The 19800-nt window shown below is 71.6% G+C and carries 18 protein-coding genes, 2 rRNA genes and 2 riboswitches; of the genes, 16 read left to right on the plus strand and 4 right to left on the minus strand.

What is annotated here, in order from left to right; all coding sequences use genetic code 11:
* The 12 genes from ACWERV_RS21285 to ACWERV_RS21340 form a co-directional block, all read left to right on the plus strand.
* Nucleotides 1-76: ribosomal RNA gene (locus ACWERV_RS21285) — 23S ribosomal RNA — on the plus strand; the annotation flags it as partial.
* A 99-nt stretch (nucleotides 77-175) separates the two neighbouring features.
* Nucleotides 176-292, plus strand: a 5S ribosomal RNA gene (rrf, locus tag ACWERV_RS21290).
* A 111-nt stretch (nucleotides 293-403) separates the two neighbouring features.
* Entirely contained in the window at nucleotides 404-1012 is a 609-nt protein-coding gene (locus ACWERV_RS21295; RefSeq protein WP_167982576.1) for a CDP-alcohol phosphatidyltransferase family protein, read from the plus strand.
* 25 nt (nucleotides 1013-1037) lie between these two features.
* Nucleotides 1038-3533 (plus strand): sugar phosphate nucleotidyltransferase, encoded by a 2496-nt coding sequence (locus ACWERV_RS21300; RefSeq protein WP_452935239.1) that lies wholly within the window; start codon nucleotides 1038-1040, stop codon nucleotides 3531-3533.
* An 87-nt stretch (nucleotides 3534-3620) separates the two neighbouring features.
* Nucleotides 3621-4565, plus strand: coding sequence for a DUF881 domain-containing protein (locus ACWERV_RS21305; protein ID WP_452935242.1), 945 nt, complete (start codon nucleotides 3621-3623; stop codon nucleotides 4563-4565).
* Complete coding sequence (locus ACWERV_RS21310; RefSeq protein ID WP_031518694.1) at nucleotides 4562-4894, plus strand: small basic family protein; 333 nt, start codon at nucleotides 4562-4564, stop codon at nucleotides 4892-4894. Before ACWERV_RS21305 ends, ACWERV_RS21310 begins: the two co-directional genes overlap by 4 nt.
* A 7-nt stretch (nucleotides 4895-4901) precedes the next feature.
* The gene (locus ACWERV_RS21315) at nucleotides 4902-5741 is read left to right on the plus strand and encodes a DUF881 domain-containing protein (protein ID WP_452935245.1); all 840 of its coding nucleotides are present in this window, start codon (nucleotides 4902-4904) and stop codon (nucleotides 5739-5741) included.
* A 64-nt stretch (nucleotides 5742-5805) separates the two neighbouring features.
* The gene (locus ACWERV_RS21320) at nucleotides 5806-6630 is read left to right on the plus strand and encodes an FHA domain-containing protein (RefSeq protein WP_398188607.1); all 825 of its coding nucleotides are present in this window, start codon (nucleotides 5806-5808) and stop codon (nucleotides 6628-6630) included.
* 47 nt (nucleotides 6631-6677) lie between these two features.
* On the plus strand, nucleotides 6678-7421 hold the full coding sequence (ftsR, locus tag ACWERV_RS21325) for a transcriptional regulator FtsR (RefSeq protein WP_452935248.1): 744 nt from the start codon (nucleotides 6678-6680) through the stop codon (nucleotides 7419-7421).
* A 91-nt stretch (nucleotides 7422-7512) separates the two neighbouring features.
* Nucleotides 7513-7986 carry a bifunctional nuclease family protein gene (locus ACWERV_RS21330; protein WP_398188214.1) on the plus strand — a complete coding sequence of 158 codons (474 nt, stop codon included), beginning with the start codon at nucleotides 7513-7515 and terminating at the stop codon, nucleotides 7984-7986.
* A gap of 262 nt (nucleotides 7987-8248) precedes the next feature.
* Complete coding sequence (locus ACWERV_RS21335) at nucleotides 8249-8848, plus strand: MerR family transcriptional regulator (RefSeq protein ID WP_398188217.1); 600 nt, start codon at nucleotides 8249-8251, stop codon at nucleotides 8846-8848.
* A 100-nt stretch (nucleotides 8849-8948) separates the two neighbouring features.
* Nucleotides 8949-10358 carry a DNA polymerase IV gene (locus ACWERV_RS21340; protein ID WP_452935251.1) on the plus strand — a complete coding sequence of 470 codons (1410 nt, stop codon included), beginning with the start codon at nucleotides 8949-8951 and terminating at the stop codon, nucleotides 10356-10358.
* Between the two features lie 22 nt (nucleotides 10359-10380).
* On the opposite strand, the gene ACWERV_RS21345 is transcribed toward ACWERV_RS21340, so the two are convergent.
* Entirely contained in the window at nucleotides 10381-10788 is a 408-nt protein-coding gene (locus ACWERV_RS21345) for a PRC-barrel domain-containing protein (RefSeq protein WP_452935253.1), read from the minus strand.
* A 133-nt stretch (nucleotides 10789-10921) separates the two neighbouring features.
* Nucleotides 10922-11031, plus strand: a riboswitch (glycine riboswitch).
* Nucleotides 11032-11157, plus strand: a riboswitch (glycine riboswitch).
* 60 nt (nucleotides 11158-11217) lie between these two features.
* Between ACWERV_RS21345 and gcvP the strand changes: the two genes are divergently transcribed.
* Entirely contained in the window at nucleotides 11218-14112 is a 2895-nt protein-coding gene (gene gcvP, locus ACWERV_RS21350; RefSeq protein ID WP_452935256.1) for an aminomethyl-transferring glycine dehydrogenase, read from the plus strand.
* A gap of 144 nt (nucleotides 14113-14256) precedes the next feature.
* Here the strand turns inward: gcvP and ACWERV_RS21355 are convergent, their stop codons facing one another.
* Nucleotides 14257-14463, minus strand: a complete 207-nt coding sequence (locus ACWERV_RS21355; protein WP_398188228.1) for a DUF5999 family protein — start codon at nucleotides 14461-14463, stop codon at nucleotides 14257-14259.
* Nucleotides 14464-14740: 277 nt separating this feature from the next.
* Nucleotides 14741-15328 carry a hypothetical protein gene (locus ACWERV_RS21360; protein ID WP_398188231.1) on the minus strand — a complete coding sequence of 196 codons (588 nt, stop codon included), beginning with the start codon at nucleotides 15326-15328 and terminating at the stop codon, nucleotides 14741-14743.
* A 472-nt stretch (nucleotides 15329-15800) separates the two neighbouring features.
* Here ACWERV_RS21360 and ACWERV_RS21365 point away from each other — a divergent pair, with 472 nt between their 5' ends.
* Both ACWERV_RS21365 and ACWERV_RS21370 read left to right on the plus strand, forming a co-directional pair.
* Nucleotides 15801-17291 carry a glutamate--cysteine ligase gene (locus tag ACWERV_RS21365; protein WP_452935260.1) on the plus strand — a complete coding sequence of 497 codons (1491 nt, stop codon included), beginning with the start codon at nucleotides 15801-15803 and terminating at the stop codon, nucleotides 17289-17291.
* A 171-nt stretch (nucleotides 17292-17462) separates the two neighbouring features.
* Entirely contained in the window at nucleotides 17463-18260 is a 798-nt protein-coding gene (locus ACWERV_RS21370) for a CPBP family glutamic-type intramembrane protease (RefSeq protein WP_452935262.1), read from the plus strand.
* A gap of 27 nt (nucleotides 18261-18287) precedes the next feature.
* On the opposite strand, the gene ACWERV_RS21375 is transcribed toward ACWERV_RS21370, so the two are convergent.
* A complete protein-coding gene (locus ACWERV_RS21375; protein ID WP_031518663.1) occupies nucleotides 18288-18479 on the minus strand; it encodes a DUF1059 domain-containing protein in 192 nt (63 codons plus the stop codon).
* A 224-nt stretch (nucleotides 18480-18703) separates the two neighbouring features.
* Between ACWERV_RS21375 and ACWERV_RS21380 the strand changes: the two genes are divergently transcribed.
* Nucleotides 18704-19741: a class I SAM-dependent methyltransferase gene (locus ACWERV_RS21380; RefSeq protein ID WP_452935265.1), complete on the plus strand. Its 1038-nt coding sequence runs from the start codon at nucleotides 18704-18706 to the stop codon at nucleotides 19739-19741.
* The last annotated feature ends 59 nt before the right edge of the window (nucleotides 19742-19800 follow it).

Raw genomic sequence — 19800 nt, forward strand, 5'->3', positions numbered from 1 at the left:
TGGGTTGATAGGCCGGATGTGGAAGCCCTGTAAGGGGTGGAGCTGACCGGTACTAATAGGCCGAGGGCTTGTCCTCAGTTGCTCGCGTCCACTGTGTGGTTCTGAAACAACCAGCCACCACAACCCCCTGTACGGGTTTATACCCCTTCGGGTTGTGGTGTGTGTTTCATGGTGTTTCGGTGGTCATAGCGTTAGGGAAACGCCCGGTTACATTCCGAACCCGGAAGCTAAGCCTTTCAGCGCCGATGGTACTGCAGGGGGGACCCTGTGGGAGAGTAGGACACCGCCGAACAAATATTGAGGCCTGGCCTCGGATCCCTGATCCGGGGCCAGGCCTTTTTTGTGCCTGGGGTAGAGTCGGCGCGCAAACGTACATACATGGAACGGCACAGGAGGGGACCTGGTGGAGGTCCAGGAGACGCGGGTGCAAACGGATCGGATCTTCACGATCCCGAACATCCTCAGTATGGCCCGCCTGGTGGGTGTACCGGTGTTCCTGTGGCTGATTCTGTGGCCCGAGTTCGACGGCCCCAAGGCTGACGGGTGGGCACTCCTGGTGCTGGCGTTCAGCGGGGTGAGTGACTACCTCGACGGCAAGCTGGCGCGGCGATGGAACCAGATCAGCAGCCTCGGCCGGATCCTGGACCCGGCCGCCGACCGGCTCTACGTGCTGTCGACCCTCGTCGGGCTCACCTGGCGCGGCATCCTGCCGCTGTGGGTCACCGTGCTGCTACTGGCGCGTGAGGCGATGATGGCGGTGATGCTCCTGATTCTGCGGAGACACCGCTACGGCCCACCCCAGGTGAACTTCATCGGGAAAGCGGCTACCTTCAATCTCATGTACGCCTTTCCGCTGCTGCTGCTGAGCGACGGCAGCGGATGGCTGGCGACACTGGCGGCTGTTTTCGGCTGGGCTTTCACAGGTTGGGGTACAACCCTGTACTGGTGGGCAGGGATCCTCTACGTGGTGCAGGTCCGGCGGCTTGTGAGGGCGGACACCACGGCTGACTGACGTCACGAGGAGGATGTTTTCCGACATGAAAGCGGTTGTTATGGCCGGAGGCGAAGGTACCCGCCTTCGTCCGATGACCTCAAGCATGCCCAAACCTCTGCTCCCAGTGGTGAATCGGCCGATCATGCAGCATGTCCTGACGCTGCTCAAACGGCACGGGCTCACTGAGACCGTCGTCACCGTCCAGTTTCTCGCGTCCCTGGTGAAGAATTATTTCGGGGACGGCGAGGAATTCGGGATGGAGCTGACGTACGCGAACGAGGAGAAGCCGCTCGGCACAGCGGGCAGCGTCAAGAACGCCGAGGACGCGCTCAAGGACGACTCCTTCCTGGTGATCTCGGGTGACGCGCTCACCGATTTCGACCTCGGTGAACTCATCGCGTTCCACAAGCAGAAGGGCGGTCTCGTCACCGTCTGCCTCACGCGGGTGCCCAACCCGCTGGAGTTCGGCATCACGATCGTGGACGACGAGGGCCGCGTCGAGCGCTTCCTGGAGAAGCCGACCTGGGGCCAGGTGTTCAGCGACACGGTGAACACCGGCATCTACGTCATGGAGCCCGAGGTCTTCAACTACGTCGAGGCCGACGTGCCCGTCGACTGGTCGGGTGACGTCTTCCCGCAGCTGATGAAGGAAGGCAAGCCCATCTACGGCTATGTGGCCGAGGGCTACTGGGAGGACGTCGGCACCCACGAGAGCTATGTGAAGGCCCAGGCGGACGTCCTGGAGGGCAAGGTCGACGTCGACATCGACGGCTTCGAGATCTCGCCCGGCGTGTGGGTGGCCGAGGGCGCCGAAGTGCACCCCGACGCCGTCCTGCGCGGCCCGCTCTACATCGGCGACTACGCGAAGGTCGAGGCCGGCGCGGAGATCCGCGAGCACAGCGTCATCGGTTCCAACGTCGTCGTGAAGACCGGCGCCTTCGTACACAAGGCGGTGGTGCACGACAACGTGTACGTCGGCCCGCAGACGAACCTGCGTGGCTGTGTCATCGGCAAGAACACCGACGTCATGCGTGCCGCCCGGATCGACGAGGGCGCGGTGATCGGCGACGAGTGCCTGATCGGCGAGGAATCGATTCTCTCGGGCAATGTCCGCGTCTACCCCTTCAAGACGATCGAGGCCGGCGCCTTCGTCAACACCTCGGTCATCTGGGAGTCGCGCGGTCAGGCGCACCTGTTCGGCGCCCGCGGCGTGTCCGGCATCCTCAACGTCGAGATCACGCCCGAGCTGGCCGTGCGGCTGGCCGGGGCGTACGCGACGACGCTCAAGAAGGGCGCGACCGTCACCACTGCGCGTGACCACTCCCGTGGTGCGCGTGCACTCAAACGGGCGGTCATCTCGGCGCTCCAGGCGAGCGCGATCGAGGTACGCGACCTGGAGAACGTGCCGATGCCCGTCGCGCGCCAGCAGACGGCCCGCGGCAGCGCCGGCGGCATCATGATCCGCACCTCACCGGGGCGGCCGGACTCGCTCGACATCATGTTCTTCGACGAGCGCGGCGCCGACCTGTCCGCCGCGGGCCAGCGCAAGCTGGACCGGGTCTTCGCCCGCCAGGAGTACCGCCGGGCCTTCCCCGGCGAGATCGGCGACCTGCGCTTCCCGTCGACGGTCTTCGACTCCTACACCGGCGCGCTGCTGCGTGCCGTGGACACCTCCGGCATCGCGGAGTCGGGCCTGAAGGTCGTGGTGGACGCCGCCAACGGCAGCGCCGGCCTCGTCCTGCCGTCGCTGCTCGGCCGGCTCGGCGTGGACTCGCTGATGGTCAACCCGGGCCTCGACGAGGCACGCCCCACCGAGACCGAGGAGACCCGCCGGGCCGGTCTCGTACGGCTCGGGGAGATCGTGTCGTCGGCGCGGGCCGCCTTCGGTGTGCGCTTCGACCCGGTCGGCGAGCGGCTGTCGCTGGTGGACGAGCGCGGGCGGATCGTCGAGGACCACCGGGCCCTGCTGGTGCTGCTGGACCTGGTGGCGGCCGAGCGGCGCAGCGGCCGGGTGGCGCTGCCGGTCACCACGACCCGGATCGCCGAGCAGGTCGCGGCCTACCACGGCACGCAGGTCACGTGGACGACGACGTCCCCGGAGGACCTGACGCGGGTGGCCCGCGAGGAGGGCACGATCTTCGGCGGCGACGCCGGCGGCGGTTTCATCGTGCCCGAGTTCAGCAGTGTCTTCGACGGGTCCGCGGCCTTCGTGCGGCTCATCGGCCTGGTGGCGCGTACCCAGCTCACCCTCAGCCAGATCGACGCCCGTATCCCGCAGGCGCACGTGCTCAAGCGGGACGTGCCGACCGGCTGGGCGGTCAAGGGCTCGGTCATGCGGCGGGTCGTCGAGGAGGCGGGCGACCGGTCGGTGGACACCACCGACGGTGTGCGGGTCGTCGAGTCCGACGGGCGGTGGATCATGGTGCTGCCCGACCCGGCCGAGGCGGTCACGCACCTGTGGGCCGAGGGCCCGGACGACGCGTCCGCGCAGGCACTGCTGGACGAGTGGTCGCAGATCGTGGAGAGCGCGGGGCAGTAGCGCGTGGTGGTCCCGCTCGCGGCGCGTCCGTCCTGAACGGCGCGTCGCGAGGGGGCCGTTCGAGTGCGGCGGTCACGCCATGCGACGATGTGCGGCATGCCGCAGCCGCAACCCGATCGGAGCAGCTCCGCGCCCCGGTCCGACCGGCGGCGTCCCGACGCCTCCATGTTCCTGCTCACCAACGTCATGGAGCACGCGCTCGACGACGGCTACGCGGAGGCGGCGGCCCGCCGCGGGCGGACCGGCAGCTCGCGGCTGCCCACGTCGCTCGCCGGGCGGCTCGGCCTGGCCGGGGGGCTGCTGCTCGCCGCGGTCGTGATCACGGTGGGCGCGGCCCAGGCGCACCGCGCGGCGCCCACCGAGGCCAAGGAGCGGCAGAAGCTCATCGACCGGGTGCAGACGCAGACGGGGAAGGCCGACGCGCTGCAGAAGGACGTCGACGGCCTGCGCGACACGGTGTCGGCCGAGCAGCGCGCGGCCCTGAAGGACCAGGGCGACGGCCGCGAGGAGCTGCTGGAGGTGCTCGCGGGCGCGACGCCCGTGCACGGGCCCGGCGTCAGGCTCGTCGTGGACGACGCCAAGGAGGCCTCCACGGGGGATTCCGGCGGCCCGCGGGAGAGCAACGGCTTCTCCGACACCGGGCGGGTCCGCGACCGCGACATGCAGCGCGTGGTGAACGGCCTGTGGGCGTCCGGCGCGGAGGCGATCTCCGTCAACGGGCAGCGGCTGACGGCACTGTCGGCCATCCGGGCTGCCGGAGACGCCATACTGGTCGACAACAGACCGCTGGTTCCGCCGTACACGGTGCTGGCGATCGGTGACGGGGAGAAGCTGAGCACGGCGTTCCAGGACAGTGCGGACGGTCAGTACCTGCACGTGCTGGAGCAGAACTACGGGATCCGGGCGAGCGTCACCGTACAGAAGGACGTCCGCCTGGCCGCCGCACCCAGCCTCATCGTGCGGTACGCCCGGCCGGTCGCGGGCAGCAGCGGGCCGCCGGACGCCGGCGCAACAGGGAAGGGTTCGTCGTGATCGCCGTACTGGGCCTCGTCGTGGGCATCGTGGTGGGACTCGTGGTGCGTCCCGTGGTGCCGACCGGGGTGGAGCCCTATCTGCCCATCGCGGTCGTCGCGGCCCTCGACGCGGTCTTCGGCGGCCTGCGGGCGATGCTCGACGGAATCTTCGACGACAAGGTCTTCGTGGTCTCGTTCCTGTCCAACGTGGTCGTGGCGGCGCTCATCGTCTTCCTCGGCGACAAGCTGGGCGTCGGCGCCCAGCTGTCCACCGGGGTGGTCGTCGTCCTGGGCATCCGGATCTTCTCCAACGCCGCCGCCATCCGCCGGCACGTCTTCCGGGCGTGACCGCGGCATGAGCGACCAGTACGACGAGCACGCCCCGGACGACGGTGCGGACGCGCACGGGGACCCGGCAGCGGACGGTACGGCGCTGGAGGGCACAGAAGGCCCTCAGGAGCCGCAGGAGAAGCTCACAGGACGGCAGCGGCTGGTGGCCGGGCTGTGGCCGCCGCGGGCCTCCCGCGCGCAGCTGACGGTCGCCGTGCTGCTCTTCGTGCTGGGGCTCGGCCTGGCCATCCAGGTGAACACCACCAGCGACAACGGCGGCACCCTGCGCGGCGCCCGCCAGGAGGACCTGGTGCGCATCCTCACCGAGGTCGACAACCGCACGCAGCGGCTGGAGGACGAGAAGCGGGGCCTGGAGACGCAGCGCTCCCAGCTCCAGTCCAGCTCGGACCAGGCCGCCGAGGCGCTCAAGCAGACCCGGCAGAAGGAGCAGCAGCTCGGGATCCTGGCGGGCACGGTCGCCGCCGAGGGCCCCGGCATCACGCTGACCGTCAAAGACCCGCACGGCAGCGTCGAGGCGGACTCGCTGCTGGACACGTTGCAGGAGCTGCGGGCGGCGGGTGCGGAGGCCATTCAGATCAACTCCGTGCGGGTCGTGGCCGACACATACTTCACCGACGGTTCCGACGGTGTGCTGATCGGCGGGCACAAGGTCGCCCAGCCGTACGTCTTCACGGTGATCGGCAACCCGCAGGATCTCGAACCGGCCCTCAACATCCCCGGCGGGGTGGTGCAGACACTGGAGAAGGAGCAGGCCACGGCAGATGTGGTGCGGTCGCAGAAGATCGTCGTGGACGCCTTGCGGCCATCGAAGCAGCCTGACTACGCTCGGTCGTCATCCCGGTGAGGCGGGGGGTCGGGGCGTCGCTGAGTTGGTGTGTGGTGGAAACTGTGTGTAGTGAGAGTTCGTCCTGCCTTACGGGCGGGTCTGCGTCTTTCGAGGGGAATCGCCCGTGAAGCTGTTTGGGAAGTTGTTCGGCAAGAGCGCTCGGCAGTCGGCCGACCCGGCGACGGCGCGGCACCGCGCCCGGCGCGGTCCGGCGGACGAGCAGTCCGACGAACGCCCGCTGTTCCGCAACGACGGCCAGGGCCGCGGTGGACCGTCCGGCGCGCCCGGCGTGGCGTCTGTTGACCCCGCTCCCGCCGCTCGCATAGGTTCCGGGGAACCAGCGGCCTCGACCACGGGTGGAGGGTTCGGTTTGCCGGTCTGCGGCAGGTGCGGTTTCACGAACACGGAAGCGGCCCGTTTCTGCTCCAACTGCGGCGCCCCGCTGCGCCCGGGGAGCGGGCCCGGCTACCAGAGCGCGTCCGAGACGACGTCCACGATCTCCATCTCCGGGATCGAGGCGTACGAGGCGGAGGCCACCGGCCAGATCCTCTCGCCGTCGCTGTCTCCCGAGGCGCAGGCCGCCGTGGAGGCGCTGCCGCCCGGCTCGGCGCTGCTCGTGGTGCGCCGCGGGCCGAACTCCGGCAGCCGCTTCCTGCTGGACGGCGAGCTGACCACGGCGGGACGCCACCCGCAGAGCGACATCTTCCTGGACGACGTGACGGTCTCCCGGCGGCACGTGGAGTTCCGCCGCGGCGCCGACGGCCTGTTCACCGTCTCCGACGTGGGCAGCCTCAACGGCACCTACGTCAACCGGGAGCGGATCGACGCGGTGCTGCTGTCCAACGGGGACGAGGTCCAGATCGGGAAGTACCGGCTGGTCTTCTACGCCAGCCAGCGGGGCTACTGACCGCGACAGCCCCAGCCGACCCCCGCTCCCGTGCAGGAAGGGTGCGCATGCCGCGAACGACGGGCGGTGCCGGAGACGGCACCGCCGCCACGGACGGCGCACTGCTGAGCATCGGTGCCGTGCTGGGGCAGCTCCAGGAGGAGTTCCCCGAGGTCACGATCTCCAAGATCCGCTTCCTGGAGGCCGAGGGCCTGGTCGAGCCGCAGCGCACCCCGTCGGGTTACCGCAAGTTCGCCGCCGACGACGTCCAGCGGCTCGCGTACGTGCTGCGGGTGCAGCGCGACCACTACCTGCCGCTGCGGGTGATCAAGGAGCATCTGGAGGGCCTCGACCGCGGCGAGCAGCCGGTCCTGCCGGCGCTCGCCGCCGAGGCCGCCCCGGAGGCCCCCGCGGGCGACGGGGAGCCCCTGGCGGCCGTACACGGGCCGCGGCTGTGCCGCGAGGACTTCCTGGCCGCCACCGGGGCGGGCGAGGCCGAGCTGGCCCAGTGGGAGTCCTACGGCCTGGTCGCGGCCACCGGCGACGGCGGCTACGAGGCCGAGGCGGTCGCGATCGGGCGGCTCATCGCCGACCTGGGCCGCTACGGGCTGGAGCCGCGGCATCTGCGGGCGGTCAAGGCCGCCGCGGACCGCGAGGCGGGACTGGTGGAGCAGCTCGTGGCGCCGTTGCGCCGGCACCGCAACCCGCAGACCCGGCGACACGCCGAGGCGACCGCGGAGGAGCTGGCCGAACTGTCGGCCCGGCTGCACGCCGCGATGCTGCGCTCGGCCTTGCGGCTGCGGCTGCGCTGACCGGGCGTTCCCGCCGCCGGGTACGAACCGGACGGCGGCCCCGGCCGTGCCCGACTACCCAAACCGGCTGGGGACGTCCTAGGGTTGACGTGTGAAAGAGCTCGATGTTGTGGGTGTCCGGGTGGAAATGCCCTCCAATCAACCGATCGTGCTCCTGCGTGAAGTAGGAGGCGACCGGTATTTGCCCATCTGGATCGGGCCGGGCGAAGCCACCGCCATCGCCTTCGCGCAGCAGGGCATGACCCCTGCGCGACCGCTGACGCACGACCTGTTCAAAGACGTGCTGGAAGCCGTGGGGCAGACGCTCACCGAGGTCCGCATCACCGACCTGCGGGAGGCCGTCTTCTACGCCGAGCTGGTCTTCGCCAGCGGTGTCGAGGTCAGCGCCCGTCCGTCCGACGCCATAGCGCTCGCGCTGCGCACCGGTACGCCGATCTACGGCAGTGACGGGGTGCTGGACGACGCCGGGATCGCGATTCCGGACGAGCAGGAGGACGAGGTGGAGAAATTCCGCGAGTTCCTCGACCAGATCTCGCCCGAGGACTTCGGCACCAGCAACCAGTGACCGCCGACGGCCGTCGCGGGTCTCCCGCGGCGGCCGTGCGTGTGCGGTGACCGGGACGGTGACCAGGGCAATGTTGTCACCATGAGGCCATCCGGCGAGGAATTCCCGGCTCCGGTCACATCAAACCACTCCTGGGGTGACTTTCACTCGGCGTGCCGAGTGTGGCGATCGTTGACGCACCCCTGGTGACTGCCTAACGTCGAAGTGGAAAGTCCCGTGGCACGTGCGCGCGGTGTCGGGGACGAGAAGGACGGAGGGCGGCGTGAGAAGCACCGGCGACGGTTCGGCGACCGGCGGCCCGTATCCGGCCAGGGGGGCGCTGGCCCGCGCGGCCGAGCCGGGGCTCGTGCCCGCGGCCGAGCCCGCACCGGAGCTGGTCGGTTACCGCGGTCCCACGGCCTGCGCGGCGGCGGGCATCACCTACCGCCAGCTGGACTACTGGGCGCGTACGGGCCTGGTCGAGCCCAGCGTCCGCCCGGCCTACGGCTCGGGCACCCAGCGGCTCTACAGCTTCCGTGACGTGGTTGTGCTCAAGATCGTCAAACGGCTGCTGGACACGGGTGTGTCCCTGCAGAACATCCGCACGGCCGTACGCCAGCTGCGCTCCGTCGGCCCGGCCGAACTGGCCAGGATGACGCTGATGAGCGACGGCGCGACCGTGTACGAGTGCACCTCGCCCGCCGAGGTCGTCGACCTGCTCCAGGGCGGTCAGGGCGTCTTCGGCATCGCTGTCGGCGTGGTGTGGCGGGACGTGGAGAGTTCGCTGTCCGAGCTGCACGGCGAGCGGGTGGACACCGGCGAGACGCTGGTGGGGCACAACCCCGCCGACGAGCTGGCCCGGCGGCGCAACCGGGCGGTCTGACCCCGGATCCGGGTGTCCTGCGGCGGTCCGCCGCAGGACACGGACGCCGTACCGTACACATGTACGGTCATTGTCGGTGGGATGGGGCACGATCGAGGGTGTGAGAAGTGCGCCGACGATCCTGCACCTGGACATGGACGCGTTCTTCGCCGCGGTCGAGCAGGCCTCCAAGCCGAGCCTGCGGGGCAAGCCGGTGGTGGTCGGCGGCCTCGGTCCCCGCGGCGTGGTCGCGACCGCGTCCTACGAGGCGCGCGTGCACGGCGTCCACTCCGCGATGGCCACCGCGCACGCCCGCCGGCTCTGCCCCAACGCCGCGTACCTGGTGCCGCGCTTCACCCTCTACCGCGCGGTCAGCGACATCGTGATGGAACTGCTGGGCGCGGCGTCCCCGCTGATCGAGCCGCTGAGCCTGGACGAGGCCTTCGTCGACCTGGAGGCGGGGGAGCGGGCCGTGGCGCCCCGGGAGGTCGCCGAGCGGCTGCGGGCCGACATCCGGGCCGCCACGGGCCTGACGGCGTCGGTGGGTCTGGCGGGCTCCAAGCTGCTCGCCAAGATCGCTTCCGAGCAGGCCAAGCCGGACGGCCTGGTGGTCGTCGAGCCCGGCACCGAGCGGGCACTGCTCGACCCGCTGCCGGTGCGCACCCTGTGGGGCGTCGGCCCCGCCACCGCCGAGCACCTGCGGCGGGCCGGCATCCTCACCGTCGCCGAGATCGTGCAGGCCGGGGAGCCCGAGCTGGTGCGGCTGCTCGGCAAGGCGCACGGCACCTCGCTGCACGCCATGGCCGCGGGGCTGGACAACCGCCCGGTGGTCGCCGACCGGGACGTGAAGTCGATCTCCGTGGAGGACACCTTCGACACCGACCTCACCGACCGCGCCCGGGTGCGGTACGAGATCGACCGGCTCGCGGAGCGCTGCGTGCAGCGGCTGCGCGGCGCGGGCCGTTCCGGGCGGACGGTCGTGGTGAAGATCCGGCGGTACGACTTCTCGACGCTCACCCGGTCCGAGACGCTCCGGGCGCCCACCGACGACCCGGCCGTCGTCCGGGAGACCGCACGCCGCCTGGTCGAGGCCGTCGACACCACCGGCGGGGTCCGGCTGCTCGGTGTGGGGGTGTCCGGGCTGGCCGACTTCACGCAGGAGGACCTGTTCGCCCAGGCTGCCCACGAGGCCGAGGACCGGGTGCGGGAGGCCCTGTCGGCAGAAGCCGCTGCGGGTCCCGCGGCGCCCCCGCCGGGCGCGTCCGCCGAGCTGGAGCTGCCCGCCGCGCCGCCGCCCGACCCCGCACCCGGCAGCCGCTGGCTTCCCGGCCAGGACGTCGAGCACGGTGTGGAGGGGCGCGGCTGGGTGCAGGGCAGCGGCGTCGGCCGGGTCACCGTTCGCTTCGAGGTCCCCTCGGACACCGTGCCGGGCCGGGTGCGTACGTTCGCGGTGGACGACCCGGCGCTCGCCCACGCCGAGCCGCTCGCGCTGGCCCCTCACGTGCCCGACCGGGGGCTGCTCGCGGGCTGAGCCGCGGGTGACCGGAGGGCGGTCAGCCGGCGTCGTCCGGGCGGCGGTCGCCGGAGGGCAGGTCGCCGAAGTCGCGCGGGCCGGTGCCGGGGGAGCCGGGGGAACCCGGCGGTTCGGTGGGGACGTCCATGCCGTAGTGGTGGTAGAGCTGGAGCTCCTGCTCGGGCGACAGATGCCGCCCGACGCCGAAATCCGGCGCGTCCCTGATCAGCGACTTCTTGTACGGGACCCGCAGCGCCTCGCCCACCAGCTCGCTCGGCTCCAGCGGGACGAACGCGTCACGCGTGAAGAAGCCGGTGCGCACCGCCGCCCACTCCGGGCTGCCGGTCGCGTCGTCGAGGTACACCTCGTCCACCGTGCCGATCTTCGTACCGTCACGGTCGACAGCGCGGCGGCCGATGAGGCTTCGCGGATCGATATCGGTCTGCACGGGTCCTCCAACCAGCATCCCAGCAACAGCGACACCTGCTGGTTACCACCAAAAGCCACATCACGGACGCTGTCGACCCGAATCTCCGGGCGGTTCGCGGCCAGATCCCGCTGGTAGGCTGGACGCAGGCTGTAGACCCCATGCGGGAGAGTCCTCCGGACACCTGCCACAGCGGCAGACCGGGGGCGCCGAAGGAGCAAATCCTCCCCGGAATCTCTCAGGCACCCGTACCGCAGGGGCGAGGTCACTCTGGAAAGCAGGATCCGCCCCGAGCAGCGCCGTTCGGGTCACGGATCTTCACCGAAGGTGAAAGTCTGCCCGCGCGCGGGTAAGGCGAAGCTCTCAGGTACTGATGACAGAGGGGGAGGCCGTACGGGCGCCCGTGCCGGGTGCCCCCGAAGGTCGTCGCAGACCAGGAGGCCTCCGCAGATGACTGATCCGACCGCACGCCGCCTTCCGCTCGCCGAGCTGGAAGCAGGGCTGCCCTTCGCCCGCCGGCACATCGGCCCCGACACCGCCGCGCAGGCCAAGATGCTCGCCCAGGTGGGCTACAGCTCGCTGGACGAGCTGACGGACGCGGCCGTACCGGACACCATCAAGAGCGCGGCGGCCCTCGCGCTGCCGCCCGCGCGCACCGAGGCCGAGGCGGTGGCCGAACTGCGCGCGCTGGCGGCGCGCAACCAGGTGCTCGCACCGATGATCGGCCTCGGCTACTACGGCACCTTCACCCCGCCGGTGATCCTGCGCAACGTCATGGAGAATCCGGCCTGGTACACCGCCTACACCCCCTACCAGCCGGAGATCTCGCAGGGCCGGCTGGAGGCGCTGATCAACTTCCAGACGATGGTCGCCGACCTCACCGGGCTGCCCACCTCCGGCGCTTCGCTGCTCGACGAGGGCACCGCGGCGGCCGAGGCGATGGCGCTGTCCCGCCGGGTCGGGAAGGTCAAGGAGGGCGTCTTCCTGGTCGACGCCGACACCTTCCCGCAGACCACCGCCGTCATCGGCACCCGCGCCGAGCCCACCGGTGTCGAGGTCGTCGTCGCCGACCTCAGCGACGGCATCCCCGCCGACGTGGCCGAACGCGGCGTCTTCGGCGTCCTGCTCCAGTACCCCGGGGCCTCCGGCGCCGTCCGCGACCTGCGGCCGGTCATCGAGCAGGCGCACGGCCTCGGCGCGGTCGTGACCGTCGCCGCCGACCTGCTGGCGCTGACCGTCCTGGCCTCGCCCGGTGCGCTCGGCGCGGACATCGCGGTCGGCACCACCCAGCGCTTCGGCGTCCCCATGGGCTTCGGCGGCCCGCACGCCGGCTACATGGCGGTGCGCGAGTCCTACGCCCGCAACCTGCCCGGCCGGCTCGTCGGTGTGTCCGTCGACGCCGACGGAGACACCGCCTACCGCCTCGCCCTGCAGACCCGCGAGCAGCACATCCGCCGGGAGAAGGCGACGAGCAACATCTGCACCGCTCAGGTGCTGCTCGCCGTGATGGCCGGGATGTACGCCGTCTACCACGGCCCCGACGGGCTGGAGCGGATCGCCCGCCGCACGCACCGCTACGCGGCCGTCCTCGCCGAGGGGCTGCGCGCGGCCGGCGCCGAGGTCGTGCACGGGGCGTACTTCGACACGCTCACCGTGCGCGTGCCCGGCCGGGCCGCCGAACTGGTCGCCGCCGCCCGCGACGCCGGGGTCAACCTGCGGCAGACCGACGCCGACCTGGTCGGCATCGCCTGCGACGAGACCACCACCCGCTCCCAGGTCGCCGCCGTGCTCGCCGTCTTCGGCGGCACCGCCGACATCGAGGAGCTGGACGCCACCGCACCGGACGCGCTGCCTGCCGGGCTCGCCCGCAGCGAGCCGTACCTGACGCACCCGGTCTTCCACCAGCACCGCAGCGAGACCGCCATGCTGCGCTACCTGCGGCGGCTCGCCGACCGCGACTACGCGCTGGACCGCGGCATGATCCCGCTGGGCTCGTGCACGATGAAGCTCAACGCGACCACCGAGATGGAACCCGTCACCTGGCCGGAGTTCGGCGCGCTGCACCCCTTCGCGCCCGCCGAGCAGGCCGAGGGCTACCTGGCGCTGATCCGCGGCCTGGAGGAGCAGCTCGCCGAGGTCACCGGCTACGACAAGGTGAGCCTCCAGCCGAACGCCGGATCGCAGGGCGAGCTGGCCGGGCTGCTCGCGGTGCGCGCCTACCACCGGGCCAACGGCGACACCGGCCGTACGGTCTGCCTCATCCCGTCCTCGGCGCACGGCACCAACGCCGCCAGCGCGGTCATGGCGGGCATGAAGGTCGTCGTGGTGAAGACCGGCCAGGACGGCGACGTGGACGTGGCCGACCTGCGCGCCAAGATCGAGCAGCACCGCGAGCAGCTGGCCGTGCTCATGGTCACCTACCCCTCCACGCACGGCGTCTTCGAGGACAACATCACCGACATCTGCGCCGCCGTGCACGACGCGGGCGGCCAGGTCTACGTGGACGGTGCGAACCTCAACGCGCTCGTCGGCCTCGCCCGCCCCGGGCGCTTCGGCGCCGACGTGTCGCACCTGAACCTGCACAAGACCTTCTGCATCCCGCACGGCGGCGGCGGCCCCGGCGTCGGCCCGGTCGCGGTCCGCGCGCACCTGGCGCCCTACCTGCCCAACCACCCGCTCCAGCCCGCCGCCGGGCCCGCCACCGGCGTCGGCCCGATCAGCGCGGCGCCGTGGGGCTCCGCCGGGATCCTGCCCATCTCCTGGACCTACGTGCGGCTCATGGGCGCCGACGGGCTGCGCGAGGCGACCCAGCAGGCGGTGCTCAGCGCCAATTACGTCGCCAAGCGCCTGGAGCCGCACTACCCGGTGCTCTACACCGGCCCCGCGGGTCTGGTCGCCCACGAGTGCATCGTCGACCTGCGGCCGCTGACCAAGGAGACCGGCGTCACCGTCGACGACATCGCCAAGCGGCTGATCGACTACGGCTTCCACGCGCCGACCATGTCCTTCCCGGTCGCCGGCACGCTGATGATCGAGCCGACCGAGAGCGAGGACCTGGCGGAGCTGGAGCGCTTCTGCGACGCGATGATCGCGATCCGCGCCGAGGTCGACAAGGTCGCCGACGGGAAGTGGCCCGCGGACGACAACCCGCTGCGCAACGCCCCGCACACCGCGGCCGCGCTGGGCGGCGACTGGGAGCACCCGTACACCCGGCAGGAGGCCGTCTTCCCGGCGGGCGTGCGGGCGGCGGACAAGTACTGGCCGCCGGTGCGCCGGATCGACGGGGCCTACGGCGACCGCAACCTGGTCTGCTCCTGCCCGCCGCTGGACGCCTACGACGCCTGACACCGGACGCCTGACGCCGGACACCTGACGCCACGACGCCCGGCGCGGGCGGACATGGCAAAGCCGGTTCCCTTGGCGACAGGGGAACCGGCCGGGTGTCGGGCGATGGCGCGGGCCCGCCGGTGACGGCGGCGGCTGCGCCGGTCAGGCCGCCGTCGTGACCTGCTCGCTGCCGAGCGGGCGGTGCGGGGCGATGATCTGCCCGTCGGGCAGCAGCTCCCCGGTGTCCTCGAAGAGCAGCACACCGTTGCACAGCAGGCTCCAGCCCTGCTCCGGGTGGTGGGCCACGGTGAGGGCCGCCTCACGGTCGGGGCCGTCGGCGGAAGGGCACTGCGGTTGGTGCTGGCACATGGATCGAGTCTTTCGCTGCGTGTGGTCAGTGGTGCGGTCGGTCGTGCGGTCTGCCTGGTGCATCTCCGTCCCCCGTGTGTGCGTGAGGCCGATCCCAGTGTTGTCCTCCTGGCGGCAATCCGCAGGGATTTCGCCGAGGCGATGCTTTCCGGAGAAGACGCGTCACCCGGGCGGGCGGTTGCCGTCACCCAGTGTTAAGGGCGGGGCAGGGAAGGCCGCACGACGGTGCCCCCGGCCGACCCGGCCGGGGGCACCCTTGCTGCTCCGGAGCGCGGCGTCAGGCCGGTGACCCCGCCAGCGGCGGCGGCGCCAGGCGCATGCGCAGCACCGGCGCCAGCTCTGTCATCCGGTACACCCGGTAGGCCGCGATGCCCGGCGGCGCGGGTGCCAGCGGCACCAGCAGGTCGTCCGGGTCGGGCTGCGCGGTGGCCGCCTCCGCCCGCGGGTCGCGGTGCAGCCACAGCGCGAGCATGTACAGGCCCGGTACCGACAGCAGATGCGGCTGGTACGTCGCCGGCAGCGCCTCGGCCTGGACCAGTGCCCGCTCGATCGACACCAGGAACGGCCCCTCCGAGAACCGCGAGAACACCCAGCCGTCGGGGGTCAGTACGGTCTCGCCCGCCGCGGCGACCCGGGCACCTGCCCTGATATGGAACCGCCAGCCCGTCAGCCGCGCCTGCGGCAGCGCTCCGGGAACGGCTGCCGGCTCGAACACGTGGACGGGCAGCGGGTGTTCGGCGGCCAGCGGCCCTTCTGCGGTGCGCAGCGCCGGCGTCCTGGCCTCAAGGACGGCGGTGGGCGAACTGAGCGCGGCGAGCACGCTCAGCAGGGCTGGGGCAGGAGCTGGGGGAACAAGCAGCGGCATGGTTGTCGCCTCTCACTGGGAGACACGTGGTGCGGGGAGGGCGGGCGCGGACGGCACGGTCGGTTCGATGCTCTGCGGGAGACCTGCTCAGGCACGTCCGGCGACGGCGGATGCATTGCCTTGTTCGCGGAGTTTATACGACGTGTGTTCGCTCCGTGTTTCATCTAGTCGATGCCAGTATTACGCGCAAGGCGAGAATTCGCCTTCCTCGCCGGACGTGTCGACGGCATTCCCGCAGCGTACGGGGAGGGCGCTGCATATTTCTGCGCGCCACGGACGGCCGGATCCCGACGGTCATTTCCCGTGCTTGCACGCCTCCGGTGGCAACTGAATGTGCCAGCGGAAAGTGCGCGCTTCGCCGCTAGTGCAAGCCTAGCGTGCGCGGCCCGCCCGGCGTGGCGTTATTCGATCATTTGGGTGGGCATCCTCCGATGGATGGCCGGGGGGCGGCCACGGGAGGGAGGGATCACCGATGGGTGAGAAGGTCGTCGCCAGCGGCTTCGAACCGGCCGACCGCGGGCGCTACCGGTACAAGCTCCAGCAGTGTCTGCTGGGGCTCGAGCGGCTGCTGGAGGGCAAGCGATTCGACCGGCCGCGCAATCTCATGGGCCTGGAGATCGAATTGAATCTCGCGGATTCCACGGGACTGCCCCGCATGATGAACGAAGAGGTGCTGGAGCGCATCGCGAGCCGTGATTTCCAGACCGAGCTCGCGCAGTTCAACATTGAGGTGAACATTGCCCCGCACCGGCTTTCCGGGCCGGTCTTCGACCGGCTCGCCGAGGAACTGCGCACCGGCCTGTCGTATGCCGACCGGATGGCCTCCGACGTCGGCGCCCGCATCGTCATGGTGGGAATTCTGCCCACCCTGCGGGCCGACGACCTGGTCACCGCCAACCTGTCGCGGGCCGACCGCTTCATGCTGCTCAACGACCGCATCCTGGCCATGCGCGGCGAGGACATCACCCTCGACATCGACGGTGTCGAGCACCTGGAGCACGCCTCGCAGTCCATCGCCCCCGAAGCGGCCTGCACCTCCACGCAGATGCACCTCCAGGTCACGCCCGGACGCTTCGCGGCGGTGTGGAACGCCGCGCAGGCGGTGTGCGGCCCGCAGGTCGCCGCCGGAGCCAACTCGCCCTTCCTCTTCGGCCGCGAGCTGTGGCGCGAGACCCGCCCGCTGCTCTTCCAGCAGTCCACCGACACCCGCCCGCAGGAGCTGCGCGCCCAGGGCGTGCGCCCGCTGACGTGGTTCGGCGAGCGCTGGATCGACTCCCCGCTCGACCTCTTCGCCGAGAACGTCCGCTACTTCCCGGCGCTGCTGCCCATCTGCGACGACGAGGACCCGCTGAGCGTGCTCGACGACGGGGGAGTGCCGCAGCTGCGCGAACTCACCCTGCACAACGGCACCATCTACCGCTGGAACCGCCCGGTCTACGCGGTCGTCGACGGTGTGCCGCACCTGCGGGTCGAGAACCGGGTACTGCCCGCCGGGCCCACCGTCGCCGACGTGCTCGCCAACGCCGCCTTCTACTACGGGCTGGTGCGCGCGCTGGCCGACGCGCCGCGCCCGGTGTGGCAGCGGCTGCCCTTCCGCGTCGCGGCCGCCAACTTCGACGCGGGCTGCAAGGACGGCATCCACGCCGTCATGCACTGGCCGCGCGGCCGCGGCGGCGGTCTCACCGAGATCCCGGCCGCCGAGCTGATCCGCGACGAACTGCTGCCGCTGGCGGCCTCCGGGCTGGACGCGTGGGGCATTGAACCGGCCGACCGGGACCGCTACCTCGGCATCATCGAGCAGCGCTGCCGGCTACGGACCAACGGCGCGGAGTGGCAGTGCGAGTCCTTCCACCGGCTGCTGGAACGCGGCCCGGACCGCATGGCGGCGCTGGCCGGGATGACCCGGCGCTACCGGGAGAACTCGGCGGAGGGCCGGCCGGTCCACGAGTGGGCCGCGGTCTGATCCCGCGCCCGCAGCCCAGGTCTGCGCCCAGGTCTGCGCCCGGGTCCGCCGACAAGCCCGCCGACGGGCCCGTGACCGGACACGGCGGCTTTGGACCGGGGGTGGCGGGGCGGCGGCAGGCGCGATCTTCGTATCTTGTCCTTCAGACACCCGCGCCGCTGGAGGACCCGCATGCACACACAGCCCCGCCCGGCGGACCAGACGGCGGAACCGGAACTCCCGGACCGCACGCTGCGCAGCGAGATGCTCATCGTCCTCGCGCTCTCACTCGGCGCCAGCGGGGTGTCCGCCCTCATCGACTTCATCGGCTCGGTGACCCGGCCGGGCGCGCTCAAGGACCAGGCCGCGACACTGGTCGGCTCCTACGCGCCGCACCGCCCCTGGCTCGACCTCGCCTGGCAGCTCTTCTACATCGCCACCGCCCTCGCACCGGTCGCGCTGGTCGCGCACCTGCTGGGCCGCGAACGCGCCGGGATGCGCTCCATCGGCTTCGACCTGACCCGTCCGCGCCTCGACCTGGCCCGGGGCGCGGTGGTCGCCGCGGTCATCGGCGGCACCGGGCTGGCCTTCTACCTCGGCGCCCGGGGGGCCGGTTTCAACCTCACGGTGGTACCGGAGTCGCTGCCCGACGTGTGGTGGAAGATCCCGGTGCTGGTGCTGTCGGCGGTGCAGAACGCGGTGCTGGAAGAGGTCATCGTGGTCGGCTACCTGCTGCGCAGGCTCGACCGGCTCGGCTGGACGCCGATGGCCGCGCTCGCCGCCAGCGCCGTGCTGCGCGGCTCGTACCACCTCTACCAGGGCATCGGCGGCTTCGTCGGGAACATGGCGATGGGCGTGGTCTTCGTGCTGCTCTACCGCCGGTGGGGCAGGGTCGGCCCGCTGGTCGCGGCGCACGCCCTCATCGACACCGTGGCCTTCGTCGGATACGCCCTGCTCGCGGGCAAGGTGGGCTGGCTGCCCACCGGATGAGCGGGGCCGAGCCCCCCGCCGGGGGGCTCAGGCGTGCTGCGGGACCTCGTCCTTGAGCACGGAACGCAGCTGCTCACGGAATTCGGGCGAGTCGGTGTGACCGTGCACGGACACGGCATGCTCGGCGGCCGCGCGCAGCACCTCGTCCTCCTCACCGGAGATCGTCAGGGTGCAGTTGCTCTCGCTCGGGTAGTCACGGCAGTCGGCGACCTTGCGCATGGCCCGTCACCTCCTTCGTGTGCTCCCTTCCGAGTCTACGAGCGCGGTCCGCGGACGCGGGCGGTGCGCGGCGGCGTACGGGGAAGACCGTATTGCCCGGCGGGGGGCGGGCCCGGTGCAGTGGAGGGGAGGAGGAGGCGAGTGCCATGACCGCCGCACCCACTGCACCTACCGCACCGGCCCCGCAGGACGCGGATGCCGCGCCGACGGCGGAGGAAGCGCGCGTGAGGGAGTTCCTGGAGAGGGTGATCGCCGACGGAGCCGCCGCGATGGCCGGGCTGTGCACCTCGATCGGGGACCGGCTCGGCCTCTACACGGCGATGGCCGGGGCGGGCCCGCTCACCCCGGCGGAACTGGCCGGACGCACCGGCCTCGACGAGCGCTACCTGCGCGAGTGGCTGGACGCCCAGGTGGCCGGGGAGTACCTGGACTACGACGCGGAGCGCGGCAGCTACATGCTGTCCGACGAGCGCGCCGCCGTCCTCGCGGACCCCGACGCCCCGACGTACGCGGCGGGCATGTTCACCATGCTCCAGGCGCTGTACGGCAGCGAGAACGCGCTGCTGGAGGCCTTCCGCACCGGTGAGGGTGTCGGCTGGGGCGAGCACGGGCCCGCGCTCTTCGAGGGCACGGCCAAGTTCTTCCGGCCCGGATACGCCGCGGCCCTGGTGCCCGAGTGGCTGGGCGCGGCCGACGGCGTGGTGGAGCGGCTGGAGGACGGCGGCCGGGTGGCCGACATCGGCTGCGGCTTCGGGTACTCCACCCTGCTGATGGCCGAGGCCTTCCCCGCCTCGCGCTTCCACGGCTACGACTTCCACCGCCCCTCGGTCGAGGCCGCCCGTACGCTCGCGGAGCGCGAAGGGCTCGCCGACCGCGTCCAGTTCGACGTGGCGAGCGCGCAGGACTACCCCGGTGAGAGCTACGACCTGGTCACCTTCTTCGACTGCCTGCACGACATGAGCGATCCGGGCGGCGCGCTGCGGCGGACCGAGCACGCGCTCGCCGACGGCGGCGTGTGCCTGCTCGTCGAGCCGAACGTGTCCGCGGACGTGACGGAGAACGTCCATCCGATCGGGCGCGGCCTGTCGGCGGCGTCGGTCGCGGTCTGCCTGCCCTCCGCGCTGGCCCAGCCGGGCCCGGAGGCGCTCGGCAACCACGCGGGCGAGGACGCGATGCGGCGGATCGCGGACGGCGCCGGACTGCACCACTGGGAGCTGGCCGCCGAGAGCCCGGTCAACCGGGTGTACGCGGTGACCCGCTGAGCCACCCGCACCGCCGTACCGCGGGCGCGCCCGCACCCCCGTACCGCGGGCGCGCCTTG

It is taken from the genome of Streptomyces sp. NPDC004031 (assembly GCF_053604375.1).